Source organism: Sorangium sp. So ce590 (genome assembly GCF_051521365.1).
GTDB lineage: Bacteria > Myxococcota_A > Polyangia > Polyangiales > Polyangiaceae > Sorangium.
On sequence record NZ_CP150346.1, the window covers coordinates 199,930 to 215,083 of the forward strand.

Below are 15,154 nucleotides of genomic sequence, written 5' to 3' on the forward strand. Positions count from 1 at the left end.
TCGCGCGTCCCCGGGCCGCATTGCCGCGACGCCCCCGGTCCGCGCGGCGCCCCGGCCCCCGAGGGTTTGCGCGGGAGCCATTGCGTGAGATAGGATGCTCAACGGGTCTCAGATCCATCCCCGGCGGCCCGCGGAGCAGCCAGACTGCAGGGAGGTCGCGTGGGGGCCGCCGGTCAGGAGCGCCGCGCGGACAGCCACGGAGAGCTCCGCCCGTCGTCACGGCCTTCCTATGTCGGATTCGAAAGAGCGAAAGCGCAAGCAGCCGAGCCTGGCCGAAACCCACCAAGAGCAGCTCTTACGGCACATCATCTCGACGTTTCCTTACAGCATCTGGTGGAAGGACCGTGACTGCATCTACCTCGGCACCAACGAGATGAGCGCCCGGGGAGCGGGGCTGAGCCGCGCGGACGACATCATCGGCCTCACCGACCACGACCTGCCCTGGACCCCCGAGGAGGCGGAGAACTACATCCGCCTCGACAAGGCCGTCATGGCCTCGGGCGAGCCGATGCTGAACATCGAGGAGACCCAGCGCCAGGCCGACGGCAGCCAGCGGTACCTGCTCACGTGCAAGGTGCCGCTCAAGGACGAGAACGGCGAGGTGTTCGGCATCCTCGGCTCCTGGACCGATATCACCGATCGCAAGCACACCGAGCTCGCGCTCGCCCGCGCCAAGGACGAGGCGGAGCGCGCCAACAACGCCAAGAGCGACTTCCTCGCCACGGTGAGCCACGAGCTGCGCACACCCCTCACCCTGATTCTGTCCCCGCTGGAGCGACTCCTCGAGACCCAGCACACGGCGTTGCCGGGCGATGTGCGCGACGAGCTGGAGCTCATCCGCCGCAACACGGCGCGGCTCCTCAATGTGGTGAGCGACCTCCTCGACTTCTCCAAGGCGGAGGCGGCGCGCATGGAGGTCGACTGGGAGCCCGTGGACGTTAACCGGTTCACTTCGCTGATGCTGAGCGATATCCGGCCGAGCGCGGTGGCCCGCGGGCGGACCCTGGCCATGACCGGCGACGCGGTCGGCGTCGTCCTGCTGGATCGCTACAAGTACGAGCGCATCCTGCTCAACCTCATCAGCAACGCGCTGAAGTTCTCCCACCCCGGGGGGCACGTCGAGGTCGCGCTGCGCGCGCTCGACGACGCGTGGTTCGAGCTCAGCGTGCGCGACGAGGGGATCGGCATCCCGCGGGGCGAGCTCGGCAAGCTGTTCTCGAAGTTCACCCAGGTCGACGGCTCGGTGAAGCGGAGGTACGAGGGCACGGGGCTCGGGCTCTCGCTGGTCAAGCAGTTCGCGGAGCTCATGCGCGGCTCGGTCGCGATCGAGAGCGAGAGCGACCAGGGGACGACCGTCCGCGTGCGCCTGCCGCTTGCGGTCGACGACGCCGGGCCGGGGTCGCGCAGCGAGAACAGCACCGCGCAGACGCGGCGCTGGCTCAGCTCGCTGCCGCCCGTGGCGATCTCGGCCGGCGGCGGCGGGCCGGAGGAGGGCGCCGGCGCGCCGCGCGACGGGCGCCTGTCGAGCAGACCGCCGGGGCCGCCGTCCGCCGCCCGGCCGGGCGCGGAGGCGGACAGGCCGCTGCTGCTGCTCGTCGACGACAACCCGGACATGCGGCAGTTCATGCGCTCGCTGCTGTCTCCGAGCTACCGCCTCCTGGAGGCGACGAACGGCCTCGAGGCGCAGCGGCTGATCGAGCGCTCGCCCCCGCAGGTCATCGTCTCCGACATGATGATGCCGCTGATGTCGGGCATCGAGCTCATCGCCTGGCTGAAGGCCCACCCCGTGCTGCGCCACGTGCCGGTCATCCTCGTCACGGCCCGCGCCGACGACGAGGCGGTCGCGTCGGGGCTCGACGGCGGCGCCGACGAGTACCTCGTGAAGCCGTTCTCCCCGCGGGAGCTCCTGGCGCGCGTGCGGTCGATGGTGCGGCTGTACCGGTCATACCAGCAGCTCGGCGCGGAGCAGGCCGAGATCGCGCGGCACTCGGGCATGGCGCAGGTCGCGATGGACGTCCTCCACAGCGTGGGCAACACGCTGAGCAGCGCCGGGGTCACGGCCGAGCTCGTGCGGGAGCGCCTCGGGAGGTCGCGGCTCCCGCGCCTGACGAGGGCCCTCTCCGAGCTGATGAGGGGCGGTCCGGAGGTCGCGGATCCGGCGGACGAGCCGCGCAGCGAGAGCCTGCGCCGCTACGTCGACCTGGCGCTCGCCGCCCTGGAGCAGGAGCAGGCGGAGACCGCGGCGGACGTCGAGCGCGTGCGCGAGCAGCTCGACGTCATCCGCGACGCCATCCGCGCGCAGGAGCGGTACGCGTACAGGAACGCGTACCGCACGGAGCGGCTCTCCGTGAGCGAGGTGGTCCAGGAGTCGCTGCACGTGCACGGGGTGGCGCTCGTGAGCGCGCGCGTCGCCCTCCGGCTCGATCTGCGGCCGATCGACGACATCGTCGCGAACCGCCATGATCTGCTGACCATCCTCTACAACCTCCTCGACAACGCGCGGGCGGCGTTCGGCGAGGGGGAGACGCGCGAGCCCTGGATCGAGATCGCGACATGGCAGGACGGGGCCGAGGTGTGCTGCGCCGTGGAGGACAACGGGCCAGGCGTCCCCGAGGGCGCGCGGATGCAGGTGTTCCAGTACGGGTTCACGACCCGGGAGGGAGCGAACGGCATCGGGCTGCACTTCTCGGCGAACCGGATGAAGAGCTTCGACGGATCGATCCGGATCGAGGAAGGCCGCGAGCGCGGGGCGAGGGTCGTGCTCACGTTCGCGTCCGCCCCCGGCGGGGCCGCGCGCGCCCGCTGAGGGGCGTGGTCCTGCCTGAGACCGAAGGCCGGAAATTGGAAGAAAAGCTCAATGATCTTCCCGCCTTCCAGCCTTCATGCGCGCTCTCTCCGGGCCGATGCGACCGCGACCCCGCTCAGCGCGGCCGCGCGGCGTGGTCCGCGATCACGCTCGCCACGCAGCAGGTCAGCTTCTTCCCCATGCCGAGGTGCAGGAACTCGTTCGGACCGTGCGCGTTCGATTGCGGCCCGAGCACGCCGGTGATCAGGAACTGCGCCTCCGGGAACTTCTCCCCGAGCATCGCCATGAAGGGGATCGTCCCGCCCTCGCCGATCCCCATCGCCGGCCGGCCGAAGAACGCCTGCGACGCCTTGCTCACCGCCGCTTCCAGCCAGGGCGCCGTCGCCGGCGCGTCCCAGCCGGGCGACGGCTCGCTCACGTGGAACCGGACCTGCGCGCCGTACGGCGGGTCCTGCTCCAGCGTCTGCTTCAGGGCCGCCGCCGCCTTCCTCGGGTCGACGCGCGGCGGGATGCGCATCGAGAGCTTCGCCCTCGTGAACGGGCGCAGCACGTTGCCCGCGCTGGCGAGGGGCGGGAGGCCGTCGGCGCCGGTCACCGAGAGCGCCGGGCGCCAGGTGCGGTTCAGGAGGAGCTCCGCCACGTCGCCGGTCACCGGGCCCGCGCCCTGCACCCACGGCAGCTCGCTCACGACCGTCGCGCCGAGCACCTCGGCCGCGGCCCGCGCCTGCGCCACGCGCTCGTCCGGGATCTGCACGTGCAGCGCGTCCACGAGGACGCGCCCGGTCCGCTCGTCCTCGACGCGCGACAGGAGCTGGCGCAGGACGCGGAAGGTCGAGGGGACCACGCCGCTGCCGACGCCCGAGTGCACGCCCTCGCGCAGGATGCTCACCTCGAGGGTGCCCTGGAGGAGCCCGCGGAGCGACGTCGTGGTCCAGAGCTGGTCGTAGTTGCCGCAGCCGGAGTCGAGGCACACGACGAGGCTCGGCTTGCCGATGCGGTCCGCGAGCGCGTCGATGTAGGCCGGCAGGTCCTGGCTGCCGCTCTCCTCGCAGCCCTCGATGAGCACCACGCAGCGCGCGTGCTTCAGCCCCTGCTCGTGCAGGAGGCGCAGCGCGGCGAGCGACGCGAAGCCCGAGTAGCCGTCGTCGGCGCCGCCGCGGCCGTAGAGCCGGTCGCCGTCGCGCACCGGCTCCCAGGGGCCGAGCCCCTCGCGCCAGCCCGTCATCTCGGGCTGCTTGTCGAGGTGGCCGTAGAGGAGCACCGTGTCGTCGCGCCGGCCCGGCACCTCCATCAGGATCACCGGCGTGCGGTTCGCGATGCGCACGATCTCCACCGTGAGCCCCGGGATCGGCTGCGCCTTGCACCAGGCGGCGATGAGCGACGCCGCCTTCTCCATGTGGCCGTTCTCGCGCCAGGCGGGGTCGAAGGCGGGCGACTTGTTGGGGATACGGATGTAGTCGTGGAGCGCGGGGACGATCTCCTGCTCCCAGCAGCGCTCGCAGGACGCGACGGCTTCACTCTCGTCGAGCTTCGTCAGCATGGATCTCTCCAGGGGGTTGAGGACGGCGGTGATCTTCGGGACGGACTCTACAGCGCCGGCGACGCGGGGGGGCCGACGACCGGGGAGGTCTGGCATCTTCGGCGGGGCGCCGCGCGGAGCGCGCGCAGGCGGACGGGCTCCGCACGCGCCGAGGTACAGGCATTTGCCCAGAGAGGTTTCGCATGGAAACGGGAGTGATGTACGGGGGAGTCGCTGCTGGCCAATCGAGCGGGGATGCCCCCTGACGGTGGCCGCGCGTGAGCTGGCACAGCTCGGCGCATGGTACGCTGGGTCATGAGTATAAATTATTGAATTTATTGACTTTTGTCGGTTGTGCCGGCCGCCGGCCGCCGTGGCATACACCATGCTGACGGAGCGGGCATGACGGCAAGCTCATCCCTCGATCGCCGCCCCCCTCGTTCGCGCCGTGCGCGTGCGGGGGCGAGCCTCTTGTCGTTGGCCCTCTTCGTCGGCTGCTCGGGCGAGACGCTCGACCCACCGCCGGAGCCGCCGGACCCGCCGGAGCCGCCGAGATGCGACTTCGTGGCTCCTGCGGGCGGCGCGCCCGCGCCGAGCGGCGGCCTGCGCATCAACGAGGTGATGACCGGCAACGACGGCGCGTGGGTCGATGAGATCGGCGAGACGGACGATTTCATCGAGCTCATCAACATGGGCGACCGCGCGCTCGATCTCGGGCAGTACTTTCTGGGCGACAAGCTCGGCAAGGCGACGCGGCTGCCGGAGCTGGCGCTCGAGCCGGGTCGAGCGGTGCTGTTCTGGGCCGACGACACGCCCGATCAGGGCCCGCGGCACCTGCCGTTCAAGCTCTCGAACTCGGGCGCGCGCGTGCTGCTGTGGTCGGCGTCGTGCGAGCTCGCCGACGTGATGGAGGTGCCGGAGCTGCCGCGCTCCGAGAGCTACGCGCGGCTGCCCGACGGCACGGGCGAGCCGTCGATCTGCCGCTATGCCACGCCCGAGCGCGAGAACGGCGAGACCTGCGATCCGCCGGAGCCGCCGAACCTCGACGACGGCATCCACTTCGCGCCTTTCCCGTGGCCCGAGCCGTTCCCGGCCATCGCCGGGCCGCTGGTCATCTCGGAGCTCTCGCTGCGGCCCGCGGGGTTCGTCGAGGTGCTGAACGCGAGCGACGAGGCCGTGACGCTCGACGCCTTCGCGCTGAGCCTCGCGACGCTCTCGCCGGGACAGGCGATGCCCGGCGCCGGCGTGGGCGTGCTGCTCGCGTGGCCAGAGCCGTCGGTCACGCTCGCCCCCGGGGAGCGCGTGAGCGTTCCGGTGAGCGCGGGCGATACGGCCGAGCTCGAGGCCTCGCCGGATTTCGAGGGCATCGTGACGCTGCGGCAGGTGGACCGGCCGGTGCCGAGCGATCGGGTCGACTTCATGGCATGGCCGGAAGGCGCCTCGCTGGCCCGCGTGCCCGACGCCACCGGGACGCCGCGCTTCTGCGCAGCGGCGAGCCCCGGCGCCGCGAACGAGGGCTGCGCCGAGCTGCCGGGGCGTGCGCTCGCGAGCGGGCGCGCGCGTCGGCTGGAGACCGCCGGCGATTTCGCCGAGCTGGCCAGGGGCGGCACCGAGGTCGGCGAGGCCGGCGTCAAGTTCGTGATCGACATGGCCGCGAACGACACCGTGCATCTGTTGAGCACGCGCCAGTGGGCGCTCCACTACACCTTCATCCGCGAGCAGATCCAGAGACTGCCGCACCTCGATCGCTGCGACCCCGAGCAAGCCGCGGAGTTCAACCTCGGCTGGGGGCTGTTCAGCCAGACCGAGTACTTCAGCGTCGAGGGCCGGCGCTACCTCCTCGGCACGCTGGTGGAGCACACGAACGGCACAAAGACCGTCGAGTTCTCTCCCGGCGACAAGATCGTCGGCGAGCAGATGCGACGCGCGTTCTTCGCGGTGATGAAGGCGGTGCCCGACCCGCAGGCGTGGGCGATCCGGCCCACCGAGGCGCGCCAGATCGCCGAGCTGCGCGCGATCGAGGGGAGCGCGCCGCTGGTCGGGCCGAACGCGCCCTACAAGGGGCTCACCTACCAGCCGCTCAACCCGGTCGAGGGCTTCGGCACGCTGACGTTCGTCCCGGCGCGCGACCTGGAGACGGCCGAGCTCGGCCCGAACGTGATCGTGGTGACGGACGACGTGCCGAACGAGACGGCGTTCATGGGCGGCCTCATCACCGAGGCGTTCCAGACGCCGCTGGCGCACGTGAACGTGCTGGCGCGCGGCCGGGGGACGCCGAACATGGCCCTGCGCCGCGCGCGCGACGACGAGCGGCTCAAGGGCCTGTTCGGCAAGCTGGTGCGGCTCGAGGTGCGGGCGTCGGACTTCGACCTCCGCGAGGCGACCGCGCAGGAGGCGGACGCTTACTGGGAGGCGCGCAAGCCGACCGGCGAGCGGCTCGCGCCGGCGCTCGACCTCTCGGTGCGCGGGATCGTGTCGCTCGACGCCGCGGGCTATTCGATGAGCGACAGCATCGGCTCCAAGGCGGCAGGCATGGCCGAGCTGTACCGCGTGAGCGGCGTGGGGCCGTATTGCCCGACCGACCTGGTGCCGCTATACGTGCCGCCCGCTGCGTTCGCGATTCCGTTCGCGCATTACATGGATCATTTCCAGGCGAGCGGCGCGGCGGAGCTCCTGGCCGACCTCGAAAAGGATCCCGAGTTCCGTGCCGATCCGCACGCGCACGCCGAGGGGCTGGCGCAGGTGCGCGCGCGGATGCTGGCGCACCCGGTCGATCGCGATCTCATGGGCGAGGTCACGGCCGCCGTCAAACGACGCTTCGGCGGCGACCGCGTGCGCCTGCGCAGCAGCAGCAACACCGAGGATCTGGCGACCTTCAACGGCGCGGGGCTGCACACGTCGACGAGCGGCGAGCTGGACGCGGCGTCGAGCTCCCTCGAGGGCGCGCTGCTCACGGTCTGGTCGAGCCTCTGGAACACGCGCGCCTACGACGAGCGCGAGTTCGGCCACGTCGAGCAGGCGAGCGCGGCGATGGCCGTGCTCGTGCACCAGGCCTGGCAATCGGAGCGCGCGCAGGGCGTGGGCATCAGCCGCAACGCGCTCGATGCGACCCGCGACAGCCAGTACTACATCAACGCCCAGATCGGGGAGGCGTCGGTCACAAACCCCGCGCCCGGCGTGAGCAGCGACGAGATCGTGTACACGCCGCCGCCCCGCACGATCAAGGCGGAGTACCACGCGCGTTCGAGCCTGTCGCGCGGGCGCGACGTGCTGTCGTTCCCGGAGGTCCAGCGGCTCGGCTGCGTGCTCAAGTCGATCCACGACCATTACAGGCCGCTCGTGGACCCGGACGGGGAGAACCGGCTGTACGCGATGCAGATCGAATGGAAGCTGATGGGGCCGGAGCGCCGGCTGCTGGTCAAGCAGGCGCGGCCCTACAGCTTCGGCGCGCTCCAGGCGCCGGGCGACTGCCGCGAGTACTAGCCCGTTCCCGTCCCGCGAGTCCACGCGAGCGGCGGGCTCGACGTTCGGCCCCGGCTCGCTCACCCCTCCGGCAGCCCGAGCAGCCGACCGATCGCCTCATTCTTGACAGGCCGGAATGGCTCTGCGCGGGCTATCCTGCGGCGGCGCCGCGATCACAACCCGGTGTAGATGGTGGCGAAGGAGGCCGCCTCACCGCGGAGCAGCAGGCTGAGCCGCGGGTTCGGCACCTTGAAGCTGTGAATCTTGGCGTTCCGCACGTCGAGCACCGCGAAGGCGCCGCCCGGCGTGCTCTCCGCGAGTCCGTTCATGAGCAGGTTCAGCACGACCGAGACGCGCTTGGCCGACAGAGGCTCCCCGCGGAAATACATCTTGATGACATGGGGCGTCCCATCGATGACGAGCCCGAGCTCCGGGTTGACGTTGATCTCGAGATCGCCGAGGCGATACGTCGACACCGGCGGCTCGAACCACGTCATCCTGGCCGAGGCGAGGAACTTGCGATATCCGTTCACCACCGACGGGTAGATGCGGCGGCGCCGCTCGTCGTGCTGGGCGGCGAGGAAGCCGTCGAGCACGCTGGTGGGCTCTCCGCTCCTGTGCATGTCGACGATCGCCTCTCGCACCTGCCTGTAAAAGTCCGTGTGGAGCTCGTCCTTCCGGTCCTTGAGGTCCCTGACGCCGGTCAGCTTGGGCGTCCCGGCCTTGAGAACGAAGTCGACAAAGTACGTGAGCGAGATTTTTTCCATGAAGTCTCCTCCAGAACGAAGCATTCCGGCGCGCCATTCGCGCGCGTCGTGCGAGAGACACGCCGTCGCGCCGCGTCCTTGATGTCTACCATGGATAGTCATCTTCGACCCGTCGGGGAAGGGATCGCTCGGACGGACATTGTCCCAACCCGTCAGGGGTGGATGGTGGCGCCCGTGGTCAGAGAAATCGTTGTGATTACGCGTATTTACATCGAGCGATGGCGCCGGTCTCCCCTGCGGCGCGGGGCTCCGCCAGGGGGTGCGAATGGCCATGACGAGGAGAGACACGCGCGGCGAGGGTAATCGACAGAATCCAGCTGTTGTCCAGGGGATGTCCTGTGGAGAACGCCTGTGGAGAACTGGAGAGGAAGGGGGCGCTATCGAGGTGTCGACCCGGTCGGACATGGTCTGTCATAGCCACGCGCTCTTTGGCGCTTGACGCTGCTCGCGGGCGGGGGATGGAGCCGGACGCACTTGTCCGTCAGGGCGGCGGCTCACGCCGTCACATCGCCGCGCGCCTCGCGCCGCCAGGAGGCATGTAGCTCTCGCGCATCCGCGCGAACCCGAGCGCGGCGGAGAGGACGAGAACAAGCTCTCGTACTGGAGAGAGGACTGGGAGATCGACGCGTGGCACAACAACCGCTGTTGACGTCGACTTCGATTCGAGCTGCGGGTACTGGGTCCCTACCGTGGAGGAGACGGACAACAGCTCGTTCAACGAGGACGAGGTGCGCAGGAGCTGGTGGGATGGTGGCCTCCTTCGCTCCTCCTCCTCCTCCGCAGTGACGGCTCCGCTATTGCGCTCGGCCCCGCGCACCACTTCGACCCCTGGGTCTACTCCGCCTGCGCCGCCAGCGAGAAGCGATGGTCAGGGGGGCGGGTCCGGGGCACCCGGGGGCGGGTCGTACGTCATGTTCCCATCGCAGAAATAGACATGCCCGCTGGATCCTATCTCGCGACCGTGCTCGGTGGCGTACCCCCCGGAGCCTTGCACCGTGAAAACCACGCCCGCCACGTTGTCAAGCTTGGATACTCCGATAAAGAATGAGCAGCATCCTTCACCTTTACACGGCCATTCATTCTGCACGAAGCCGATCCATCCGGAGGTCGTGGGCAGCTGCATCGTGCTGAACAGGCTCTGCTCTGCGTGCTTGTTGGTCGTGGTGCGCCTGTTGGCATTTTGCTTGGGTTTGGTATGTGTTGCCGGGGTCCAGCGTTTGCTGTTGTCGTTGTAACGGAACGCGCTGGACCACAGCGTCTCCTTGCTGGGCTTCTTGGGCGACCTGGTGGACTGCTTCTGCTTCCACACCTGTTGGCGGGCGGTCACGGCGTTGTCGAAAAACTTCGCCTGTCGACCGGGGTCATAATTCCTGAAAGCCCCCAGGATCCGATTTTTGTAGGCATCCCAATCTTCGTTGTCGAGCTTGTCGTTGGCCGCGAGGTGAGCTTTGAAGGCAGTGAACTTCCACGTGGCTACGTCGTAGGTCGCTTCCGCCCGCTGAGCCACGGGGGACCGAGCGATGAGGGCCTGATGCGGCGCCTTCGGCTGCGCGACCGTCGCCGGGTGAGGCGGCCGCCCCTTGCCCGGGGCGGACGCGAGACGCGGCGCCTTCGGCTGCGCGACCGTCGCCGGGTGAGGCGGCCGTCCCTTGCCCGGGGCGGACGCGAGACGCGGCGCCTTCGGCTGCGCGACCGTCGCCGGGTGAGGCGGCCGCCCCTTGCCCGGGGCGGACGCGAGACGCGGCGCCTTCGGCTGCGCGACCGTCGCCGGGTGAGGCGGCCGCCCCTTGCCCGGGGCGGACGCGAGATGCGGCGCCTTCGGCTGCGCGACCGTCGCCGGGTGAGGCGGCCGTTTGTTCGGCGCCTGGCGGCGCCCGCTGTGGGTCCCATCGCTCATCGCGACACCTCGACCATGGTCCCGCGATTCTCCTCGCCCCGTCCTCCTGGGTCAACTTTGGCCAACGCCATCCGGCGCTCGAGAGCGCCTCTGGCATGCTTCGTTGGCGGAGCTTCGCGGCGAAGGAGCGCTGGCTTTGTCTCCCGGCGATCAGAACGGGATGTCGTCGTCCTTCCCGAAGCCGCCCCCGCCAGTGTCGTAGTCGTCGGCCGGCGGCGCTTCCTGCGGCGCCGGGCGTCCCCCGCGAGGCGCGCTCCCACCGCCGCCGGCCGGCGCTCGCCCCCCGCCGCTGCCGGTCGCGATCGATCGCGCGCCGCTGCCCGCGCGCCGCGCCAGCTCCGCGTCGATCGCCGCGAGCTGCCCGCGCGCCTTCTCGTGGAACTGGGCCTTCGACCCGTCGGCGAGGTCCCTCTCCAGCGCCCCGCGGAGCCACGAGAGATCCCCGACCTCGCTGATCCGCTTGCCCTTGTCGCGACCGAACTTCACCTCGAAGTCCCCCGCGCTGGCGGCGGAGCCGCCCGCCGAGGAGCCGCTGCTGCGGGCGTATCCGCCGGCCTGGGGCGCGCCTCCACCTCCGCCGCCGCGTGGCGCGTACCCGCCGCCGCCGCCGCCGCCGCCGCCGTAGCCTTCGCCCTCCGCTTCGTACCCGCCGCCATCGGGCACGAAGGTCTCGTCGCTGCTGCCGCTGCCCTTGCCTCGGCCGGTGAGGATGATGTTGTTGGCGTTGATCTCGGTCTTGTAGCGCTTGTTGCCGTCCTTGTCGTCGTAGCTCGACGTGCGGAGCGAGCCCTCGATGAAGACCGACGATCCCTTCGTCAGGATCTTCGCCAGCGCCTCGCCGCGCTTGCCCCACGCGACGACGTTGTGCCAGTCGGTGCGCTCGACGCGCTCCTTGTCCTTGTTGAGGTACGTCTCCGTCGTGGCCAGGCGCATGTTGAGCACCGCCTGCCCGCTCTGCGTGAACCGGAGCTCGGGGTCGGCGCCGAGGTTTCCGAGCAGCATCACGCGATTCAAACCGTCCATGGTAGCGACCCTTTCGTGAGGAGGTACGCACGCCCTCGCCCAGTGCAGGGGGTCCCTGTACGCCGAGAAGCTCGCCCCGGCGAGGGCAAGGTGCAGGCGCTGCGTCACCGGCCTGGCCGGCTCTGCTGCGATCGGGGGGCGACGGGCGGCGCCCCCTCGCTCGGCGCCCTCGCTCGACGGGGCGCTTGACAGGGGCGGCGGTCTCGGTTCTCGCTCTCTCCCCCCCGAGGCTCCCCACGGAGCGCGGGGCGCCGGAGGTCTCGCTCCCGGGAGCGGCGATACCATGAGCCACGACCAGCTCCTCGAGATGAGCCAGCGGGTCAGCGTCCGCCCCGCGACGTCGATTGACGATCTGCATCGCATCGGCGCTCCGCTACAAGGGATATCGCCTCTTCGACAGCGTCACCTCCGCGCTGGATGATCTCGACTTCGCGGCCAACTGCCTGCTGCTCGTCGCGGAGACGCCGCAGCGGGGCAGCTCCCCGCGATCGGCCTTGTTCGTCTTATCCCCCGGGGCGAGGATCCCTCAATCGTCGAGGTCTAGCAGCGTGCTCGCTTCGGCCTCCCACTCGGGGAGGGCTTGGTAGTCGTCGCTCTCTAGGACGACCTCGCAGCGGCAGCCGACGTCACGCTGCCAGACGTCGCCGTGCTTGCTCGCGTAGGCACGGAGCTCCCAGCCCACGCGCGCGATGGCCACCCAGATGGCATTGGGGCCGACGGGGCGGTAGACGAGGTACATGTCCGCGTCGAGCTCGAACCGTATCTGGGCGAAGTCGTCGTCGAACCCCTGAGCCGGGCTGTCGCTGGCCTCCCACCGCCCCACGCCGGCCTCGATGTCCACGGAGTCCCCGTAGGGAACGTCGCTGTCGAGGTAGTTCCTGTTGTTCGCCCCGTCGACGATGAGCGCCTGCCCGTGATCGGGGTGAATCTCCAGGTGATACCGCGTGAAGACCTGGATGCCGTTGAACGATCCGGTGAGGTTGGGGTTCTGGAACTCGAACACGAAATCGATCCCGTGCGGTCCGTGCGGGCTCCCCGCGACGATGTACTCCGTCTCGTCGATGGTCCTGATGTCGACACCTCCCGGCGTGTGGCCGTCGGCCCGGTGGGCGACGGGGCCGGCGACGTCGCACGCCCGCGCCGTCTGGAGCTGGCCCCCGTCGGCCGTCGTCACGGCGACGCTGACCTGGTACTGACCAGGACGGGTCCAGTAGAAGGTGACGATCTGAGCCTCGAGATCGTCGTCGTCGAGCTCGATGATCGAGCCTAGAATGCTGTCGGCGACATATCCGGCGATGGGGTTGCCGCCGAGCGTCCACTGGGCCGACTGGAACACCGCATCGTTGACATCCACCCGGACGCAGATCCGTTGACCGACGTTGTAGAGCTCTTCCTCCGCCTCGTTGCCGTTTGTTCCCTCGCCCAGGATGGTGAGCGTGAGGGAGGGCACCACGTCGGCGCGCTGCACGGCCCCGCCATCGCGCGGCCGAGCGAGCTGCGGCTGCGCCACGGCGGGGTGCGGAGGCCGAAACCGCGCCACCGTGGCCGCGTGCGGTGGCTGCTTGCGCTGGACCGCGGCCGCGTGCGGTGGCTGCTTGCCCGGCTGCTCGTTACGCTGGATCGTGGCCGCGTGCGGTGGCTGCTTGCGCTGGACCGTGGCCGGGTGCGGTGGCTTCACCCCGTGCGCGGGAGCGCCCTTCGGCTTCGTCTGCGCGATGGTGGCCGGGTGCGCCGGGTGCGGTGCGGGGGCCGCCGGCCGCGCCCTGGGCTGGACGACGGAGGCCGGGTGTGGCGGAGCGCTGGGCCTCGCAGTTACGGCGGGTGACCTCGGATTGGCTTTGGGGATCGTGGGCTGGGGAATCCCCTCAAATAATGCCGAAAATCTCGCGGAAGACGGCGTGCTCCCGGACGATGCGATCGAAGGCCGTCATGAGAGGCCGAAGCCAGTCCTCGCGCAGGGTGGGAATGCAGTCGTACCAGTAGAGCCCCTGGCGGTAGAGCGAATGTGTGCGGCGCTTGACGGTGTTGACCTTCAGATACCGATCGAGGCCGGCCTCCTCGCTCGCAGCGCCGAGCAGCGTCAAGAGTGCATGGGCGATGGCCGCGAGCAGCAGCAGGCGATCGCGCCGGTCGGCGTTGTGGATGTGCGTGGCGGAGAGGCCCATCCCGAAGTGGTTGTCCTTGATGTCTCGAAACGTCTCCTCGATCGTGAACCTCTTGCCGTAGAGCTTGACGATATCGCCCGCCTTGCGGCCCGAAAGCGTTGTGGCCAAACACCACGGCTCCTTCATCTTCGGCGCGTGGACAAGGACGACGGCCGGGACCTTCGCGCGGTCGGCGGTGACGCGCACCTCGCGCAGCATCGTGGCGCGGCGGCTCGTCGGCACCCACGCGCTGGCGGACCTCGCTTCCCCGGCCGCGTTCTCGACGACGATACCCCCGCGGAAGCGGATTACGAAGTCCCAGCCCATGAACTCCAAAAAGTCGTAGAGCTTGCGATCGCCGAAGCCCCGGTCGGCGAGCAGAATGACCTCGACCGTCTCGTCGATGGCCCCGTGGAGCCACTCGATGAGCTCGTATTCGTGGTCCTTCTGAGTGCCTTTCAACGCGGACTTCTTCACCGTCTTCCATGCCAGCGGCGTGGCACGACCATGCCGCGTCACAAGGTAGGCGCAGAGCGTCGTGTGATCGTCCTTCTCGAAGTCCGTCCAGTCCAACGCGATAACGATCTCTTTGCGGACCCCGATCACGAACTCTACCCACGACTTCAGGGAATGGAACACGTCGATGCCGGTATTGCTCAGCAGCCGGTCGACCTGCTTGACCCCACTCTTCGGCTTGACGTTTGCGACCTTCGCATACGCTTGGCCGATGGCATGGATGGCCAGCACCGCCGCGTGCAGGACGCCAACGACGCCGTTCGCGAGCGACAGGACGCGCATCGCGTGCAGGTCATCGCCGAACAAATTCTCGACGAAGGTCTGGATGTACTTCGGGTCGACTTTCGGGCGATTGGTCTGCGTAGATGGCGCAGGTGCGGAGTCATGTGTGGCAGGCTGATGCGCGTTCTTCGCGAAAGTCGTCATGATGTCGCTCGGACCAACGGCGCATGCGCTAGGCTCGCTGGTCGCCTCCTACCAATATATATTCCGGTCAGCGACGACGATTTCTCACTCGCACGGCACAATTATTCGTTTCGAGGTCCATGAAGCTCAAGATTTCGATGACTCATGTCACCAATGGACCTACGCATGCCGACCGTGGAGCAGCTCTCTGCGACCACTAATTTCCGCCACGAAAATGAGGGGATCCCTCAGGATCGTGGGAGGTGGCATGGCGTCACTGCTATCGGAGCACCTCGACCGTAGGTCGGGCAAAGTGTCGACGGCTTCCGCAAACCACGACGGGAATACTGCCGCAGATTTTTTGATACCCGCCCGGGTGCCCCGCTTGAGGTCTGCCCGCAGATCCCGCTGCTTCAGCAATTTCCCCGTATTTAAGAGCAAGGCGCATGCCGGTACTGGACCGGGCCTCGCTGCCCTCCCGCGCCGTTTTGCAGCGCCCCGTCCGGCTTCGTTCAACCCGACGTTTGCGGGACTGCGCCGGGACCTCGCCGCCTCTGTTGCTCAGGCGCAGTCCCGCAAACGCCTATTCGTTGGGCCCGGGTTGGGCCCACGCCC

At 69.3% G+C, this 15,154-nt stretch carries 8 protein-coding genes; 2 read left to right on the forward strand and 6 right to left on the reverse strand.

Going from position 1 to position 15,154, the window contains the following annotated elements:
• Window positions 1-229 precede the first annotated feature (229 nt).
• Complete coding sequence (locus WMF28_RS00750; protein WP_437600071.1) at window positions 230-2,806, forward strand: ATP-binding protein; 2,577 nt, start codon at window positions 230-232, stop codon at window positions 2,804-2,806.
• A gap of 115 nt (window positions 2,807-2,921) precedes the next feature.
• Here WMF28_RS00750 and WMF28_RS00755 read toward each other — a convergent pair whose 3' ends face one another.
• Complete coding sequence (locus WMF28_RS00755; RefSeq protein WP_437600072.1) at window positions 2,922-4,346, reverse strand: M20 family metallopeptidase; 1,425 nt, start codon at window positions 4,344-4,346, stop codon at window positions 2,922-2,924.
• Between the two features lie 450 nt (window positions 4,347-4,796).
• On the opposite strand from WMF28_RS00755, the gene WMF28_RS00760 reads away from it, so the two are divergent.
• The gene (locus tag WMF28_RS00760) at window positions 4,797-7,808 is read left to right on the forward strand and encodes a PEP/pyruvate-binding domain-containing protein (RefSeq protein WP_437600073.1); all 3,012 of its coding nucleotides are present in this window, start codon (window positions 4,797-4,799) and stop codon (window positions 7,806-7,808) included.
• A gap of 152 nt (window positions 7,809-7,960) precedes the next feature.
• Here WMF28_RS00760 and WMF28_RS00765 read toward each other — a convergent pair whose 3' ends face one another.
• From WMF28_RS00765 to WMF28_RS00785, 5 genes are all read right to left on the reverse strand, one after another.
• Window positions 7,961-8,554, reverse strand: coding sequence for a hypothetical protein (locus WMF28_RS00765; RefSeq protein WP_437600074.1), 594 nt, complete (start codon window positions 8,552-8,554; stop codon window positions 7,961-7,963).
• 868 nt (window positions 8,555-9,422) lie between these two features.
• On the reverse strand, window positions 9,423-10,451 hold the full coding sequence (locus WMF28_RS00770) for a hypothetical protein (RefSeq protein ID WP_437600075.1): 1,029 nt from the start codon (window positions 10,449-10,451) through the stop codon (window positions 9,423-9,425).
• Window positions 10,452-10,601: 150 nt separating this feature from the next.
• Window positions 10,602-11,474: a single-stranded DNA-binding protein gene (locus WMF28_RS00775; RefSeq protein WP_437600076.1), complete on the reverse strand. Its 873-nt coding sequence runs from the start codon at window positions 11,472-11,474 to the stop codon at window positions 10,602-10,604.
• 526 nt (window positions 11,475-12,000) lie between these two features.
• Complete coding sequence (locus WMF28_RS00780) at window positions 12,001-13,152, reverse strand: hypothetical protein (protein ID WP_437600078.1); 1,152 nt, start codon at window positions 13,150-13,152, stop codon at window positions 12,001-12,003.
• 187 nt (window positions 13,153-13,339) lie between these two features.
• Entirely contained in the window at window positions 13,340-14,560 is a 1,221-nt protein-coding gene (locus tag WMF28_RS00785; RefSeq protein WP_437600079.1) for an IS4 family transposase, read from the reverse strand.
• Window positions 14,561-15,154 lie beyond the last annotated feature (594 nt).